The 15,643-nt window shown below is 71.1% G+C and carries 14 protein-coding genes; 5 read left to right on the forward strand and 9 right to left on the reverse strand.

The window, feature by feature from the left end; translation table 11 throughout:
* Nucleotides 1-80 precede the first annotated feature (80 nt).
* Together ACH45E_RS28860 and ACH45E_RS28865 are read right to left on the reverse strand one after the other, a co-directional pair.
* On the reverse strand, nucleotides 81-596 hold the full coding sequence (locus ACH45E_RS28860; protein ID WP_361450387.1) for a DUF2267 domain-containing protein: 516 nt from the start codon (nucleotides 594-596) through the stop codon (nucleotides 81-83).
* 112 nt (nucleotides 597-708) lie between these two features.
* Nucleotides 709-1,134 (reverse strand): Hsp20/alpha crystallin family protein, encoded by a 426-nt coding sequence (locus tag ACH45E_RS28865; RefSeq protein ID WP_361450384.1) that lies wholly within the window; start codon nucleotides 1,132-1,134, stop codon nucleotides 709-711.
* A gap of 149 nt (nucleotides 1,135-1,283) precedes the next feature.
* Between ACH45E_RS28865 and ACH45E_RS28870 the strand changes: the two genes are divergently transcribed.
* From ACH45E_RS28870 to ACH45E_RS28880, 3 genes are all read left to right on the forward strand, one after another.
* A complete protein-coding gene (locus ACH45E_RS28870; RefSeq protein WP_361450382.1) occupies nucleotides 1,284-1,586 on the forward strand; it encodes a hypothetical protein in 303 nt (100 codons plus the stop codon).
* A 97-nt stretch (nucleotides 1,587-1,683) separates the two neighbouring features.
* A complete protein-coding gene (locus ACH45E_RS28875) occupies nucleotides 1,684-2,133 on the forward strand; it encodes a hypothetical protein (protein WP_361450380.1) in 450 nt (149 codons plus the stop codon).
* An 87-nt stretch (nucleotides 2,134-2,220) separates the two neighbouring features.
* The gene (locus ACH45E_RS28880) at nucleotides 2,221-3,711 is read left to right on the forward strand and encodes an alginate lyase family protein (RefSeq protein ID WP_361450378.1); all 1,491 of its coding nucleotides are present in this window, start codon (nucleotides 2,221-2,223) and stop codon (nucleotides 3,709-3,711) included.
* A 25-nt stretch (nucleotides 3,712-3,736) separates the two neighbouring features.
* On the opposite strand, the gene ACH45E_RS28885 is transcribed toward ACH45E_RS28880, so the two are convergent.
* Together ACH45E_RS28885 and ACH45E_RS28890 are read right to left on the reverse strand one after the other, a co-directional pair.
* Complete coding sequence (locus tag ACH45E_RS28885; RefSeq protein ID WP_361450377.1) at nucleotides 3,737-5,281, reverse strand: MFS transporter; 1,545 nt, start codon at nucleotides 5,279-5,281, stop codon at nucleotides 3,737-3,739.
* Nucleotides 5,282-5,417: 136 nt separating this feature from the next.
* The gene (locus ACH45E_RS28890) at nucleotides 5,418-6,824 is read right to left on the reverse strand and encodes a DUF445 domain-containing protein (protein ID WP_399041741.1); all 1,407 of its coding nucleotides are present in this window, start codon (nucleotides 6,822-6,824) and stop codon (nucleotides 5,418-5,420) included.
* 163 nt (nucleotides 6,825-6,987) lie between these two features.
* Between ACH45E_RS28890 and ACH45E_RS28895 the strand changes: the two genes are divergently transcribed.
* Nucleotides 6,988-8,322, forward strand: a complete 1,335-nt coding sequence (locus tag ACH45E_RS28895; protein WP_361450371.1) for an SGNH/GDSL hydrolase family protein — start codon at nucleotides 6,988-6,990, stop codon at nucleotides 8,320-8,322.
* Between the two features lie 20 nt (nucleotides 8,323-8,342).
* On the opposite strand, the gene ACH45E_RS28900 is transcribed toward ACH45E_RS28895, so the two are convergent.
* The 4 genes from ACH45E_RS28900 to ACH45E_RS28915 all read right to left on the reverse strand — a co-directional run bounded on the left by ACH45E_RS28900 (nucleotide 8,343) and on the right by ACH45E_RS28915 (nucleotide 11,774).
* Entirely contained in the window at nucleotides 8,343-9,029 is a 687-nt protein-coding gene (locus tag ACH45E_RS28900; RefSeq protein ID WP_361450368.1) for a DUF1707 domain-containing protein, read from the reverse strand.
* Nucleotides 9,030-9,061: 32 nt separating this feature from the next.
* The gene (locus ACH45E_RS28905) at nucleotides 9,062-10,111 is read right to left on the reverse strand and encodes an ATP-binding cassette domain-containing protein (protein WP_361450365.1); all 1,050 of its coding nucleotides are present in this window, start codon (nucleotides 10,109-10,111) and stop codon (nucleotides 9,062-9,064) included.
* Between the two features lie 6 nt (nucleotides 10,112-10,117).
* Entirely contained in the window at nucleotides 10,118-10,882 is a 765-nt protein-coding gene (locus tag ACH45E_RS28910; protein ID WP_361450754.1) for an ABC transporter permease, read from the reverse strand.
* An 85-nt stretch (nucleotides 10,883-10,967) separates the two neighbouring features.
* Nucleotides 10,968-11,774 carry an ABC-2 family transporter protein gene (locus ACH45E_RS28915; protein ID WP_361450362.1) on the reverse strand — a complete coding sequence of 269 codons (807 nt, stop codon included), beginning with the start codon at nucleotides 11,772-11,774 and terminating at the stop codon, nucleotides 10,968-10,970.
* Nucleotides 11,775-12,868: 1,094 nt separating this feature from the next.
* On the opposite strand from ACH45E_RS28915, the gene ACH45E_RS28920 reads away from it, so the two are divergent.
* Complete coding sequence (locus ACH45E_RS28920) at nucleotides 12,869-15,211, forward strand: transglycosylase domain-containing protein (RefSeq protein WP_361450751.1); 2,343 nt, start codon at nucleotides 12,869-12,871, stop codon at nucleotides 15,209-15,211.
* A 69-nt stretch (nucleotides 15,212-15,280) separates the two neighbouring features.
* Here ACH45E_RS28920 and ACH45E_RS28925 read toward each other — a convergent pair whose 3' ends face one another.
* Nucleotides 15,281-15,637, reverse strand: a complete 357-nt coding sequence (locus tag ACH45E_RS28925) for a co-chaperone GroES (RefSeq protein WP_361450359.1) — start codon at nucleotides 15,635-15,637, stop codon at nucleotides 15,281-15,283.
* Nucleotides 15,638-15,643 lie beyond the last annotated feature (6 nt).

Raw genomic sequence — 15,643 nt, forward strand, 5'->3', positions numbered from 1 at the left:
ATGGTCGCCCGGTGAGCCGGGCCGCCGCCACACCGATTCCGCGGCGCGGCGGCCCGGCCCGGCGGATGGTCGGCGAGTGGCTACGGGGTGCGGGACAGGTCCGCTCGGCCGAACAGCAGGGCGTAGCCGGGCGGGAGTTGGGCGATGATGCGGGTGATCAGGTCGTCGCCGACCAGGTCAGGGAGCACGCTGAGGACCGAGCTGACGTCCCAGCGGGCCATGGCGGGGGTCGCTCCCTCGATGCGGGCCGCGACCGAGTCGACGAACTCGGGGGCGGTCCGGGGGTGGGTGGCCGGGATCTGGGAGGCCACCGTCTTCGCCGCCTCCTCGGGGAGGGCGCGGGCCAGGGCCACGCGTTCGTCGCCGATCACGTGGGCACCGAGGGCGGAAAGGACCGTGCGGGTGATGTGTTCCGCCTCCCGGCGCGTGGGGTAGCGGCCGGCTTCCTGGACTTTGTCGATCAGGTCCGTCCAGGTGTTTCCTTCGGGCCGTGCGCCGGGTGCGGTTTCGTGCGGTGTGGGTGGTCCGCTCAGTGTCGTCGGCGTCGGCAGTGTCACTCTGGGCACTGTCACGGTCGGCACCGTCGTCGCGGTCATCGTGTGTGAGCTCCCTTGCCTGGGTGACCTCGTCCCGCGGGCGAGGGAAGGGGGATCGCCCGCGGGACGCTTCTTTCCTGGTGCGGTCAGCTGGTTCGGTCAGCTGGTGCGGTCAGCCGCTGATCTGCGTGCGGCCGGTGTCGCCGCCCGTGATCTGGATGCGGCGCGGCTTGGCCTGCTCGGCCACCGGGATGCGCAGGGTCAGGACTCCGGCCTCGTAGGAGGCGTCGATGCGCTCCGTGTCGAGGGTGTCGCCGAGGAAGAGCTGGCGGGTGAAGGAGCCCGTGGGCCGTTCGGCGACGAGTAGTTCCGCGCCTTCGGGGGCGGGGGACCTGCGCTCGGCGCGGACGTTGAGGACGTTGCGTTCGACGTCCAGTTCGATCGTCTCGGGGTCGACGCCGGGGAGGTCGAAGTGGACCAGGAAATCGTCCCCGGAACGGTAGGCGTCCATCGCCATCGCGGAGGGGCGGGCGTCGGATCCGAGGACCTGCTGCGCGAGACGGTCGAGTTCGCGGAACGGGTCTGTACGCATGAGCATCACGGGTCACTCCTCTCTTCGGTGTTGGGTGCGATGCCCTACGCCTTCTTATATAACCCCGAAGAGGAAAGTTGACAACCTCCGACTCAGGTTCAGCGAGTCGACGATCCGCGAGTTAGTTTCGGCGCAGACGACAGAAGGAGGCTGGTATGGCCAAGGTTCCCAGTTCTGTGGTGGCCGCTGCGGGGCTCGTCGGGGGGTACGGTGTCGCCCGCTGGACCAAGAAGCGGCAGCTCGGCGGGGTTGTTCTGGCCGTCGCGGGGGTGTCGGCCGCTCAGCAGTGGCGCGCGCAGGCCGGAGGGAAGGCCGCGGGTGCGCTGAGCGCCGCTTACGTCGCCGCGTTCGCCGGGTCACATCCGCTGGCCAAGAAGGTCGGGGCGTGGCCTTCGGTGTTCGGGGTCGCCGGGGCCGTGGCGCTGGCCTCCTGGGCGGTCGCCGACCGACGGGCGTAGGCGGCCGGGGGCGGATGAAGCAGGGCTGGCATTTTTCCGTTGGATGCTGGCGATAACGCCACTGTCGCAAGATCATCGCGCGGCCTAGCGTCAGCCCGTGAACAAGTTCCTCCTCGCCGTCCATGTCCTCGCCGCGATCGTCGCCGTCGGGCCCGTCACCGTCGCCGCCAGCATGTTTCCGCCCGCCGCCCGGCGGGCCCTGGCCGCGCCTGACGATCTCCGGGCCGGTGAGACCGTGCGGCTGCTGCACCGGATCTGCACGGTGTACGCCGTCGTCGGTGTCGCCGTCCCGGTCTTCGGGTTCGCCACCGCCAGCAACATGGGTGTGCTGGGCAGCGCCTGGCTCATCGTGTCGATCGCGTTGACGGCGCTCGCCGCGCTCGTGCTGGTCGCGCTGGTGCTGCCCGGGCAGGGTGCGCTGGTGGAGGGCGGCGGTACGCGCGAGGCTACCGCGCGGCTCGCCATGTTCACCGGGATCTTCAATCTGCTGTGGGCCACCGTGACGGTCCTGATGATCGTGCGGCCGGGGTCGACCACCGGAGCATGACCATGAGTCTGCGGCTGCGGCTGCGGCTGCGGTGCGGCTGCGATTGCGGTTTTTGTTATCGGCGGGGCCGCGTCCCGTCTCCGGGGCATGCACGAGACTCGACACCTCACCCGCCGCGGGCTGCTGAAGGCCGCGGGAGCCGTAGGAACCGTGGGAGCCGCGGGCGCCGTCGTGGGCGGCGGCGCCCCCTCGGCCGTGGCCGCCGGCGGGGCCTTCGCGCACCCCGGGCTGCTGCACACCCGTACCGACCTCGGCCGCATGGCGGCCAAGGTGAAGGCGGGTGCCGCGCCCTACACGGCGGGATTCGCCAAGCTGACCGCCAACCGGCACGCGCAGAGCGGCTGGCGGGCCAACCCGCAGGCGACCGTGTACCGGGGGGCGGGCAGCCCGCAGAACTACGCGATCCTCTACAACGACATCCACGCCGCCTACCAGAACGCCCTGCGCCACCACGTCAGCGGCGAGAGCGTGTACGCGGACACCGCCGTGGCGATCCTCAACGCCTGGTCGGCGAAGCTGACGTCGATCGCGGGCAGCGCCGACCGGTTCCTCGCGGCGGGGCTGTACGGCTACCAGTTCGCCAACGCGGCGGAGCTCGTCCGCGACCACCCCGGCTTCGACCTGGCGGGGGCGAAGAAGGTGCTGCGCGATGTCTTCTCGCCGCTCGGCGAGTCCTTCCTGACCCAGCACAACGGCGCCGTGATCACCAACTACTGGCCCAACTGGGATCTGACCGCCATGGCCTGTGTGCTGGCCACCGGGATCTTCTGCGACGACCGGGACAAGGTCGAGCGGGTCGTGGAGTACTTCAAGAGCGGGGCCGGGCTCGGCTCGGTGAAGAACGCGATTCCCGTCGTGCACGAGGACGGGCTCGCCGAGTGGCTGGAGGCCGGCCGCGACCAGGGGCACGCGCTGCTCGGCGTCGGTCTGATGGGCACCGTCTGCGAGATGGCCTGGAACCAGGGGATCGACCTGTACGGGTACGACGACAGCCGCTTCCTGAAGGGCGCGCAGTACGTGGCCAAGTGGAGTCTGGGCGGCGGTGTGCCCTATACCGCCAACACTCGGAAGAAGGGGGCTGTGGGCGGCTGGTCCGGTTCGGAGACCGCCAGTGCCGCGGCGGGCGTCGACCCGGGCATGACCCGGCCGATCTGGGCGATGATCGCCAACCACTACACCAAGCGCCGGGGGCTGTCCGCCACCTACCTCACCCGGATCGCCGCCAAGGCCGCGCCCGAGGGCGGCGGCGGGGACTACGGGCCGAACAGCGGCGGGTACGACCAGCTCGGCTTCGGCACGCTGGCGTACACGCGGGACAAGGCAGCGGACCCGACTGCCGCGCCCACTCCGGCGGCGAGCGCCAAGACGTCCACGAGCGGCTCCGGGGCCCGTCCGCAGTCGGCCGCCTCCCCCTCGCCCGCCACCGGCTCCGGCTCCGGCTCCGGCCACGACCTCGCGGCCACCGGTTCCAGCGACCTCCTCGGCTGGTCCGCCGCCGCGGGCGTCACCGCCGTGGCCGGGGGGCTGCTCATGCTGCGGCGGCGGGACCGGGCGCGGCGCGGGAGCGAGGGCTCGTAACAGCACGCCCCCGCGCCCGCATCCCCTACGCCGTCCGCCCCTGCGACGTCCTCGACGTCCTCGACGTCCCGGAGCGAGCGGCGTCCTTGCGGCCCTTCCTCATCGCCCTCGCCTTGCCCGCCGCGGCCGAGAGCGGGCGGGCGACGTCCTCCAGGGAGCGGCGTTCGGCGTCGACCGCGAGGAACGCGGCGACCAGGCCGGCCGCGCACATCAGGCCGGCGCCGATCTGGAAGGCGAGGACCGTGTCGCCGACCTTGCCGGTGTTGGTGAGGTCGGCGAACAGCAGAGGGCCGCTGATACCGCCGGCGGCGGTGCCGAGGGCGTAGAAGAAGGCGATGGACATCGCCCGGGTCTCCATCGGGAAGACCTCGGAGACGGTCAGGTAGGCGCTGGACGCTCCCGCCGAGGCGAAGAACAGCACCGCGCACCAGCACGCCGTCAGGGTGGTCGCGCTCAGCGATCCACGGTCGAACAGCCAGGCCGTGCCGAACAGGAGCAGGCCGGAGAGGAGGTAGGTCGAGGAGATCATCACTCGGCGGCCCACGGTGTCGAAGAGCTTGCCGAGCAGCAGCGGGCCGCAGAAGTTGCCGATGGCGATGACGGCGAAGTAGTAGCCGGTGCGGTCGGACGGGACGTCGAAGAACTTGGTGAGGATCGCGCCGAAGCCGAATGTGATGGCGTTGTAGAGGAACGCCTGGCCGATGAAGAGGGAGAAGCCGAGCACGGACCGCTTGCGGTACTTCGCGAACACCGTGCGGGCGATCTCCAGGAAGCCGACGGTCCCCCGCTGCTGGATCTCCAGCTCGCCCTCGGGCTCCGCGAGCCGCTCGCCCTTGTCCGCCTCGACCTGCCGTTCGATGGAGGAGACGATGTCCTCCGCCTCGCGTTCCCGGCCGTGGATCAGCAGCCAGCGCGGGCTCTCCGGCACATGGCGGCGGACGAGCAGGATGACCAGGGCGAGGACGGTGCCGAGCGCGAAGGTCAGGCGCCAGCCGAGGTTCTCGGGCAGCAGGGCCGTGTTCAGCGCGACGATCGACAGCAGGGAGCCGCCGACCGCGCCCAGCCAGAAGCTGCCGTTGATGACCAGGTCGACGCGGCCCCGGTACTTCGCCGGGATCAGCTCGTCGATCGCGGAGTTGATCGCCGCGTACTCGCCGCCGATGCCGAAGCCGGTCAGGAAGCGGAAGACGAAGAACCACCAGGCCTCGGTGGACACGGCGGTCAGGGCGGTCGCCGCGAGATACACCGCCAGGGTGATCATGAAGAGCTTCTTGCGGCCGAAGCGGTCGGTCATCCGGCCCCAGAACAGGGCTCCGACGCAGGCGCCCGCCACGTACAGCGCGGCCGCGATGCCGGTGACCTGCCCGGAGGAGATCGACAGCCCGCTGCCCGGCTCGGACAGCCGGCTCGCGATGTTGCCGACGACCGTCACTTCCAGGCCGTCGAGGATCCACACGGTGCCCAGGCCGATGACGATCGTCCAGTGCCAGCGGGACCAGGGCAGGCGGTCGAGCCGGGCGGGGATGCGGGTGGTGACGGTCGGGCCGGTCGGGGCCTCGGCTGTGGTCATGGACTTCCTCCTCCTGACCTCCTCTCTCGAGGTCGGGAATGCGGGTTCCCGTGACCTGCGCCCGTACGCTCCCGCGCCCGTAAGCTCCCGCGCCCCCTCGCCCCCTCGCCCCCTCGCCGCCGCGCCTCTCTGCCCCTTACGCCCCCAGCACCCGCGACACCGTGAAGATCAGCAGCCCCACCAGCGAGCCCACCACCGTGCCGTTGATCCGGATGAACTGCAGGTCACGGCCGATGTGGGCCTCGATCTTGCGGGTGGTGTGCTCGGCGTCCCAGCTCGCGACGGTGTCGGTGATCAGGGAGGTGATCTCCTTGCGGTACGTGGTGACGACGTGCACCGCCGCGCCCTCGACCCAGCTGTCGACCTTGTCCTGGACCTTGGGCTCGACGGCCATCCGGGAGCCCAGGGAGAGCAGGGAGGCCCGGACACGCAGCCGCAGCTGGCTGCGCTCGTCCTCGGCCGCGGAGACGATCATGGCGCGTACGGCGGTCCAGGCGGACGCGATCAGGTCCTGGACCTCGCCGCGGCCAAGCACCTCGCCCTTGAGGCGCTCCACGCGCGCGCGGGTGTCCGTGTCGGACTGGAGGTCGGAGGCGAAGTCGGTGAGGAAGCGGTCGAGGGCTCCGCGCGCGGGGTGGGACGGCATGTCCCGCATCTCCGTACAGAAGCGCAGCAGCTCCTTGTAGACGCGTTCGCCGACCTTCTTGTCGACGAAGCGCGGGGTCCAGCCGGGGGCGCCGCCCTGGACGGCGTCCATCACGCTGTCGCCGTGCAGGACGAGCCAGTCGTGGGCGCGGGCGACCACCAGGTCGACGACCCGTTTGTGGCCGCCGTCCGCGACGACCTTCTCCAGCATCTTGCCGATGCCGGGCGCGATCTCCTGGGCGTCGGCGCGGCGGGTGATGGCCTCGCCGACCACCGCCTGGACGTCCTGGTCGCGCAGTACGGTCAGCGCGCCGCGCAGGGCGGTGGCGAGTTCGGCGGTCACCCGGTCCGCGTGTTCCGGTTCCGCCAGCCAGGCGCCCAGCCGGCTGCCGATGCCGACGGTGCGCAGGCGCTGCCGTACGACGTCCTGGGAGAGGAAGTTCTCGCCGACGAACTCGCCCAGGGAGACGCCCAGGGCGTCCTTCTTGGTGGGGATGATCGCGGTGTGCGGGATGGGCAGGCCGAGCGGATGGCGGAAGAGGGCGGTGACGGCGAACCAGTCGGCCATGGCGCCGACCATGCCCGCCTCGGCGGCCGCGGCGACATAGTCCGCCCAGGCGCCCGCGCCCTCGTGGGAGGCCAGCTTGGCGAGGACGTACACCACGGCCACGAACAGCAGCATCGCGGTCGCCGTGAGTTTCATGCGCCGTACTCCGCGCTGCCGCTCCTCGTCGGCGGGGGTGAAGGCGGTCATGGTGCGGTAGGACGGCGGCGTGCCGCCCGGGGCCCCCGGGGCCGTTCCCGGTGCTCCCGGCGTGCCCGGGGCCGTTCCCGGCGTGCCCGAGTCGGCTCCCGGTGTCCGTGAGACCGCTTCCGTTCTCGTTCCCGTACGTTCCATCTGCTCCACCCGTCCGGTGATCCCGCACACAATTGTCCCTTCCTGACCTACTCCTGGAACAGAAAAGGAGTTCCCGGCGTCAATGTGGGCGGGTTCATGACGCATCATGGACTCATCAGATCGGAGCCTCGGGCTCCCATCGCCCGAGGAGAACAACACAAGCATGACCAAGCGTCATGGTTATGCCCTGCTCAGTGCGCTCGTCGCGCTGGTCGTGGCCCTTTCCGCCGCCATCTACGTCGGGTTCGCGGCCGACGACAGCACCTCCAGCGGAACCGTTGCCGACGGCCGCCCCCACCACGGCACCGCCGTCGCCCCCGCCTCCACCGGCAGCTGGGTCGGCGCCTGGTCCACCTCCCCGGCGGGAGCCGAACCGGGCACGGAGACGAACGGCATGGCAGGCCGCTCGGTGCGCAACGTCGTGCACGCCGGCACCGGGGGTACGAGTGCCCGCGTCACGCTGTCCAATCTCTACGGCCAGTCCCCGCTGACCGTCACGCACGCCACGATCGCGGTCGCCGCCGGCGACAACACGGCCGCGGCAGCCGCAGAAACGATGCGGCGGCTCACCTTCGGCGGCAGCACCACCGTCGTCATCCCGGCCGGCGGCCAGACCGTGAGCGACGCGGTCCGCGTCACCATCCCGCTCGGCACGGACGTCCTGGTCACCACCTACTCCCCCACCCCCTCGGGCCCGGTGACCTACCACCCGCACGCACAGCAGGTGTCGTACATCGCTGCGGGCGACCACACCGAGGACACCACCGCCGCCGGCTACACCGAACAGACGCCGTACTGGCGCTACCTGACGGCCCTTGACGTGCTGAGCAACGAATCCGACGGCACCGTCGTCGCGCTCGGCGACTCCATAACCGACGGCATCACCTCCACCGTGGGCGCCAACCGCCGCTGGACCGACGTGCTCGCCGAGCGGCTGCGCACGGCCGTCGAGAGCGGCGCCGACCTGCCCCGCTACAGCGTCGTCAACCAGGGCATCAGCGGCAACCAGGTCCTCGCCGACGGCCTCGGGCGGCCCGCCGACAACCAGAGCGGGCTCGGCCGCTTCGGCCGTGACGTGCTCTCCCGTACGAACGTCAAGGTCGTCGTCATAGACCTCGGCGTCAACGACATCCTGCGCAACCCCAGGCTCGCCGACCCCGCGAAGGTCACCGCCGGTCTGCGCACCCTGGTCCGCCAGGCCCACGCCCGTGGCCTGAGGGTCGTCGGCGCCACCCTGATGCCCTTCCAGGGCCACCGCGGCTACACGCCGGCCCGTGAGGCCGTGCGCCAGCAGATCAACGCCGAGATTCGCGCGGGCCGGGTCTACGACGCCGTGGTCGACTTCGACCAGGCCCTGCGGGACCCCTACGACCCGCGCCGGCTGCGCGCCGAGTACGACTCGGGCGACCACCTGCACCCCAGCGACCTGGGCTTCAGGAAGATGGCCGAGACGTTCGACCTGCGCTACCTGAAGGGGGCCGGGCAGGCGGAGCTGTAGGCACGGTGGAGCGGCCGGGCTCAGTGCTCCCCGGGGCCCCGCTCCAGCCGCTCCCGGCTCCGCTCCTCCTTGAGGCGGGCCCGCTCGGCCCGGGTCTGCTCGCGCTTGATGCCGACGCCGCCCCAGAAGGCGAAGCCCGACACGATCACCCGCGGCGCTCCCGGCTCCGCGGGGACGCCGTCCTCGCGGTGGTCGAAGGCGCCCATGATCCCGAGGCCGCGCACGACGACCTCGACGCCGGGCGGCACGATGATCTGCGTCCCGCCCATGATCGCGACGCAGTTGATCTCCACCTCGCGGTCCACGAAGTCCGCCTCCCGCAGGTCGATCTGCCCGCCGCCCCAGAAGGCGAAGCAGCTGAACCGCTTCGGCACCGTCCAGCGCCCCTTGCGCTGGAAGCCGGACATGACGGCGACGGCACCCGAGGACGAGCCCTCGCCGCCCACGATCCGTCCCGCCCAACCCCCGTGCCGGGCCGCCTCCTTGCGCGTCGACACGGCGGGCGTGCCCGTACCGGCACCGGACGCCAGCAGGTCGCGGGTGATCGGCGTCAACTCCCCATGGGTGCGCGCCTTGTACGTCGCCTCCAAGCGCTCCTCGAACTCCTCCATGTCGAGCCGCCCTTCGGCCAGGGCGTCCCGCAGGACCTCGGTGACTCGTTCACGATCGGCGTCGGAGGCACGCAGTTCCGGGGCATCGTCGGTCATGGCAGCAGCCTACGAGTTCGCCGCGCGCAGGGCTACGACACCGGCTCCTCCCGGCCACCACGCCGCGCACCCGCACCCCGCTCCGACTTCTCCGACTTCTCCGACTTCTCGGCGTACATCGTCGCGATCACCGCCTCGATGTCCGGCTCCCGCACCGACAGGTCCACCAGCGGATACTCCGCCGCGACCCGCGCCACCAGCGGCGCCGCCGACTGCGCGGCCGGGAACGCCAGCCACTGCCGGGGCCCCTCGACCCTGACCACCCGCGCCTGAGGCACCTCGATCGGCGGCAACTCCCGCTCCAGGTCCACCACCAGGGTCCGCTCGCTCTCCCCCACCTCGTGCAGGCCCGCGAGCGGACCGTCGTACATCAGACGGCCGTGGTCGATGACCATCACCCGCGAGCACAGCTGCTCGATGTCCTGGAGGTCGTGCGTGGTCAGCAGGACCGTCGTGCCGCGCTCGGCGTTCAACTCCCGCAGGAACCCACGCACCTTGGCCTTGGAGATGACGTCCAGACCGATCGTCGGCTCGTCGAGGTAGAGCACCTCCGGATCGTGCAGCAGCGCCGCCGCGATGTCGCCGCGCATCCGCTGACCGAGGGAGAGCTGACGGACCGGCACGTCCAACAGGTCGGCCAGCTCCAGGAGTTCCACGCAGCGCTCCAGGTTCGCCCGGTAACGCCGGTCCGGGACGCGGTACATGCGGTGCACCAGCCGGTAGGAGTCGATCAGCGGCAGGTCCCACCACAGCGTCGTACGCTGCCCGAACACCACCCCGATGCGGTGCGCCAGGCGGGAACGCTCGCGGGAGGGATCGATGCCCGCGACCCGCAGCCGGCCGCCGCTCGGGGTCAGGATGCCCGTCAGCATCTTGATCGTCGTCGACTTCCCGGCACCGTTCGGGCCGATGTAGCCCACCATCTCGCCGCGCGCCACCCGGAAGGAGATCGAGTCGACCGCCCTCACCTGCCTGCGCTCCCGTTTCAGGAAGCCGGTCTTCTTGCGGACGTCGAAGACCTTCTCGACGCGGTCGAGTGCGATGAAGTCACTGTCCATTTCGGGGTCCACTTCGGGATCCATTGCGAGCTAACTCCCTGTACTCCGATACGAACGAAGCCCCGTCCGCCACGCCAGCCCCGCCAGCGCACAGCAGCCCGCCGCCACCAGCGGCGGGGTGAACGCCGTCCACTCCGGCAGATCGAGCGGATACGGCCGCCCCAGCACATAGCTCGCGGGCAGCCAGTTGACGAAGGCCAGCGGCAGTACGAAGGTCACCCCGCGCACCAGCTCCTTCGCGAACACGGTGGGCGGATACTGCAGCAGGGTGGTGCCGCCGTAGGTGAACGCGTTCTGCACCTCGGAGGCGTCCTGCGCCACGAACTGGAAGGCCGCCCCGGCCACGAACACCGCGCAGAAGATCCCGGCGCCGCTGAGCACCATGAGCGGCATCAGCAGCAGCTTCGGCACGCTCCAGTCGATGCCGACCCGGCTCAGGGCGTAGCCGAGGACCAGCGTGCCCTGCGTGATCCGGCCCAGGCGGCGCAGCCCGAAGCGGTCGGCGGCCACCTGCGCCAGCACCGGCGCGGGGCGCACCAGCAGCGTGTCCAGGGTGCCGTCGCGGACCCGGCGGCCCAGCCGGTCCATCGAGCCGATCGCCAGGTCGGCCAGACCGAACGCGACGCTGGACACGCCGTAGAGGAAGGCCACCTCGGCCAGCGAGTAGCCGCCGAGCGCATGGACCCGGGAGAACATCAGCAGGATCGCCACGAAGTCCAGACCGGTCGCCGCGAAGCTCCCGATCGTGGTCATGACGAAGGAGGCCCGGTAGGCCATCGTGGAGCGGATCCACATCCCGGCGATCAGCCGGTAGGCGCGCACGCCCTCGGCGAGCCGGCCGGTCTCAGTCACCGTCTCAGCCACTTCCTCAGCCGCTGCCTCAGCCACCCTGGACCACCACCCGCCGCGTCGCCACCGACTGCACCAGCCGCCCCGTCGCCAGCAGGGCCACCGCCCACGCCCCCTGGAACGCGAGCGTGCGCCACGGATCGGCGTGGCCGAGCAGGACGTCCGCGGGTGCCTGGAGGAGCGACGACCACGGCAGGGCCCGTACGATCTCGCCGAGCGCGCCCGGGAAGACGTTCAGCGGAAGCGTCATCCCCGAGCAGAACACGCCGACGATCCACGCCATCTGCGTCACACCGGTCCCGTCCAGCAGCCAGAACGCGCTCAGCGCCACCAGGTACCGGATCCCGAAACCGACCAGCGCCGCGAGCAGCAGGGTGCACAGGAAAGCGGCCCAGGTCGTCACGTCGGCCGGCAGGGCCACCGGGTAGCACAGCGCCCCGAACACGAACGGGATCACGCCCCGCCCCAGCAGCTGGAACAGCGCCCGGCCCAGATCGGCGGCCAGCCACCACAGTTGCAGGTCGGCGGGCCGGTACAGGTCGATTGCCACGTCACCCGTACGGATACGTTCCATGAGCTCGTCCTCGACGCCGCCGCCCGAGATCGCCAGCGTGGCGAACAGCGCCTGCCCGAGCCACACATAGGTCACAGCCTGCGCCTGGTCGTAGCCCCCGAGGTGGGGCCGCTGGTCCCAAAGCGCCAGGTAGGTGTATACGAGGATCAGGCCGAACGCCGTGTTGGTGAAGACCCCTGCCGCAGTGGCCGCGCGATACGTCGCGTACCGTCTGAAACCCCCCGCCGCGACGGCCGCGTACAACCGTCCAGCGCCCACGTCCATCTACCTCCCGGAGCCTTTGACACCGAAGCGCAGGAGCCTACTGCGCGGCCGGTCCGGCCGGCCACGCATTTTCCCGCCGGACGCGCGCCGGAATCCGGGAACGGAACGCTTGGTGCGAGAGTCTTCACTCGGGGGTGCAGAAGACGTACGAGTGCGTACGGCGACACGACGTTACACAGGAGTCCGTGCACGACATGAGCGACGAGCCGCAGCCGCAGCAGCCGAACAAGGGCGGGGCGCCGAGAGAGCCACTGGCGGCTGAAGGGCCCGGAGAGCCGGAGGGCCGGGAGGAGACGGCGAACAAGGGCGACACGGGCGACAAAGCCGACAACACCGACCGGAGCGGCGACCAGGGCGAGAACGCCTCGGCCGCTCGGGAAGGCCGGACGGGCAAGAGCGGTACGGATGCCCCGGCGGCGCCGACGTCCCCCGCAACCGGGGAGCGCCCGGCGGCGAAGGCAGCCGCGGAGCCCGGGGCGGCGGAGAAGACCCAGACCCTCCGGCGCATCAAGGCGACCCAGGCGACGCCCTCGGCCCCGAAGAGCACGACCACTCCGGCGACCCCCGCCACGCCGTCGGCCCCGTCAGTGCCCTCAGCCAAGGGGAGCGCGGCGGCCAAGGGGAACGCGGCGGCCAAGGCGCCCGGGGAGCCCGAGGCGGCTGCGGAGAAGACCCAGACCCTCCGGCGCATCAAGGCGACCCAGGCGACCCCGGCGACTCCCGCGACCCCGGCGGCCCCGAAGAACCCGGCGACCCCCGCTGCGGCGACGGGTTCGACGGCGGGTTCAGCGGCCGAGGGAGCTGAGGCAGCCGAGAAGACGCAGGTCCTCCGCCGCATCAAGGCAACCCACGCGACCCCGGCAGCCCCCGCGGCCCCGGCGGCCGTGGCGAGCCCGAAGCCCCCCGCGCCCAAGGTCCCCCAGCAGCCCAAGACCGGCAGCAGGACCCAGGCGACCCCCGCGGCCCGGGCGGCGCACGACTCCGAGGCCCCCGCGACCACCCGGCTCCCCCGGCAGACAGCCCCGGCCCCCACCGCGGCCACCCCCACGGCCAACGCGGCCGACGGCGGAAGCGACGGGCCCGGCACCGGCACCATCACCGGCAAGGGCAAGGGCAAGAAGCCCAAGCGCCCCAAGCGCACCGGCTGGCGCCGGCTGATCCCGACCTGGCGGATGGTGCTCGGCACCTTCGTCGTCGGCGTACTGCTGCTCTTCGGCCTCTTCTTCCTCGGCTACTCGCTGGTGAAGATCCCACCGGCCAACGCGCTCGCCATGAAGCAGAGCAACGTCTTCCTCTACTCGGACGGCTCCCAGCTGGCCCGCGACGGCGAGATCAACCGGGAGAACGTCACCCTCGCCCAGATCTCCAAGGACGCCCAGCACGCCGTCCTGGCCGCCGAGGACCGCGACTTCTACACCGAGTCGGCCGTCGACCCGAAGGCGATGATCCGCGCCGCCTGGAACACCGCGACCGGCAAGGGCAAGCAGTCCGGCTCGACGATCACCCAGCAGTACGTGAAGAACTACTACCTCGCGCAGGAGCAGACGGTCACGCGCAAGGCCAAGGAGTTCTTCATCTCGATCAAGCTGGACCGCAACAGCTCCAAGGACGAGATCCTCCAGGGCTACCTCAACACCAGCTACTTCGGCCGCAACGCCTACGGCATCCAGGCCGCCGCCCAGGCCTACTACGGCAAGGACGCCACCGATCTCGACCCGGCCCGCGCCGCCTACCTGGCCGCGCTGGTCAACGCGCCCAGCGAGTACGACGTCGTCGCCCACCCGGAGAACAAGTCCGCGGCCCTCGCCCGCTGGAACTACGTACTGGACGGCATGGTCAAGAAGGGCTGGCTGAGCCAGTCGAAGCGGGCCGGCATGAAGTTCCCGATGCCGAAGGAGCAGACGACCTCCACAGGTCTGTCCGGGCAGCGCGGCTACATCAAGAACGCGGTCGAGGACTACCTCATCAACAACAAGATCCTCACCAAGGACCAGCTCGAGGCCGGCGGCTACCGCATCACGACCACCCTGCAGAGGAGCAAACAGAACGCCTTCGTGAAGGCCGTCAACGACAAGCTGATCGCCAAGCTGGACAAGAAGAACAACAAGGCCGACAACTACGTCCGCGCGGGCGGTGCCTCCGTCGACCCCAAGACCGGCAAGGTCGTCGCGATGTACGGCGGCATCGACTACGTCAAGCAGTTCACCAACGGCGCGACCCGGGGTGACTACCAGGTCGGCTCCACCTTCAAGCCGTTCGTGTTCACCTCGGCGGTCCAGAACGGCTCGGCCACACAGTCCGGCCAGACCATCACGCCGAACACGTACTACGACGGCACCAACCAGCGGCCCGTGCAGGGCTGGAGCGGCGGCGCCTACGCCCCGCACAACGAGGACGAGAAGTCGTACGGCGAGATCACCGTCCGCAACGCCACCGACCTCTCGGTGAACTCGGTCTACGCCCAGATGGCCGTCGACGTCGGCCCGTCCAAGGTCAAGCAGACCGCGGTCGACCTCGGCGTCCCCGCCGGCACCAAGGACCTCCAGCCGTACCCGTCCATCGCGCTCGGCACGGCCACCGCGAGCGTCCTGGACATGGCGGAGTCGTACGCCACGCTCGCCAACCACGGCAAGCACGGCGCGTACACGATGATCGAGAAGATCACCAAGGACAACAAGAGCGAGGTGCAGCTGCCGAAGCAGACGACCAAGCAGGCCGTCAGCCGCGAGGCCGCCGACACCACGACGTCCGTCCTCCAGAGCGTCGTCCAGACCGGCACCGCGACCGCCGCCCAGCAGGCCGGCCGTCCCGCCGCTGGCAAGACGGGCACCGCGGAGGAGGACACGGCGGCCTGGTTCGCGGGCTACACGCCCGACCTCGCCACGGTCGTGTCCGTCATGGGCCAGGACCCGGTCACGGCCCACCACAAGCCGCTGTACGGCGCGCTGGGCCTGCCCCGCATCAACGGCGGCGGGGCGCCCACCGAGATCTGGGCGCAGTACACCAAGAACGCGCTGAAGGGTAAGACGGCCAGCGACTTCGACCTGGAGCTCCAGCAGGGCGCGGACGTCCAGGCGCCCGCCTCCAAGGGGCCCAGCCAGCCGGCCACCGGCAGCCCGACCGCGGGCGGCACCACGACCCCCGGCGGCCAGACCGACCAGGGGCAGACCCAGGGCCAGACCGCCGGGCAGAACGACGGCGGCACCCCCGGCACCAGCACGCCCAGCAGCCCGACCGACGGCAACACCACCACCGGCACCACCGCCGGGAACACGGCCGGCGACACCGCCGGGAACACGGCGGGAGACACCGCCGGCAACACCACCGCGGGCAACGGCGACGGGGGCGCGACGGCGGGTGACGCCGGCGGACAGAACGACGGCGGCAACGACGCCGGGACCACGGTCGGCCCCCAGGGGTTGACCCGGCGGGAGTGACCCGACCGGAACGCGAAAGGGCTGGTGACCACGGTCACCAGCCCTTTTCGACTCCTGCCGGACGGCTTGCTACAGGTACAGACCCGTGGAGTCCTCGGACCCCTCGAACCGGTCCGCGGCCACCGCGTGCAGATCACGCTCGCGCATGAGCACGTACGCGACGCCCCGCACCTCGACCTCGGCCCGGTCCTCCGGGTCGTACAGGACGCGGTCGCCCGGCTCCACGGTCCGTACGTTCTGCCCGACCGCGACGACCTCCGCCCAGGCCAGCCGACGCCCGACCGCCGCGGTCGCGGGGATCAGGATGCCGCCGCCCGAACGCCGCTCGCCCTCAACGGTCTCCTGCCGGACCAGAACGCGGTCGTGCAGCATCCGGATGGGCAGCTTGTCGTGATGGCTGCTGTGGTCGTTTCTGTTGGCGCTCACGTTCTC

Origin of the sequence: Streptomyces sp. NPDC020299, from assembly GCF_044387825.1 — a bacterium.
Classification (GTDB): domain Bacteria; phylum Actinomycetota; class Actinomycetes; order Streptomycetales; family Streptomycetaceae; genus Streptomyces.

What these genes read in the sequence shown, in the direction of transcription:
- ACH45E_RS28900 (WP_361450368.1), bottom strand. Translation starts at nt 9,029, where the DNA reads ATGACCGACGATGCCCCGGAACTGCGTGCCTCCGACGCCGATCGTGAA.
- ACH45E_RS28860 (WP_361450387.1), bottom strand. Translation starts at nt 596, where the DNA reads ATGACCGCGACGACGGTGCCGACCGTGACAGTGCCCAGAGTGACACTG.
- ACH45E_RS28905 (WP_361450365.1), bottom strand. Translation starts at nt 10,111, where the DNA reads ATGGATCCCGAAGTGGACCCCGAAATGGACAGTGACTTCATCGCACTC.
- ACH45E_RS28915 (WP_361450362.1), bottom strand. Translation starts at nt 11,774, where the DNA reads ATGGACGTGGGCGCTGGACGGTTGTACGCGGCCGTCGCGGCGGGGGGT.
- ACH45E_RS28885 (WP_361450377.1), bottom strand. Translation starts at nt 5,281, where the DNA reads ATGACCACAGCCGAGGCCCCGACCGGCCCGACCGTCACCACCCGCATC.
- ACH45E_RS28910 (WP_361450754.1), bottom strand. Translation starts at nt 10,882, where the DNA reads ATGTGGATCCGCTCCACGATGGCCTACCGGGCCTCCTTCGTCATGACC.
- ACH45E_RS28895 (WP_361450371.1), top strand. Translation starts at nt 6,988, where the DNA reads ATGACCAAGCGTCATGGTTATGCCCTGCTCAGTGCGCTCGTCGCGCTG.
- ACH45E_RS28880 (WP_361450378.1), top strand. Translation starts at nt 2,221, where the DNA reads ATGCACGAGACTCGACACCTCACCCGCCGCGGGCTGCTGAAGGCCGCG.
- ACH45E_RS28870 (WP_361450382.1), top strand. Translation starts at nt 1,284, where the DNA reads ATGGCCAAGGTTCCCAGTTCTGTGGTGGCCGCTGCGGGGCTCGTCGGG.
- ACH45E_RS28865 (WP_361450384.1), bottom strand. Translation starts at nt 1,134, where the DNA reads ATGCTCATGCGTACAGACCCGTTCCGCGAACTCGACCGTCTCGCGCAG.
- ACH45E_RS28890 (WP_399041741.1), bottom strand. Translation starts at nt 6,824, where the DNA reads ATGGAACGTACGGGAACGAGAACGGAAGCGGTCTCACGGACACCGGGA.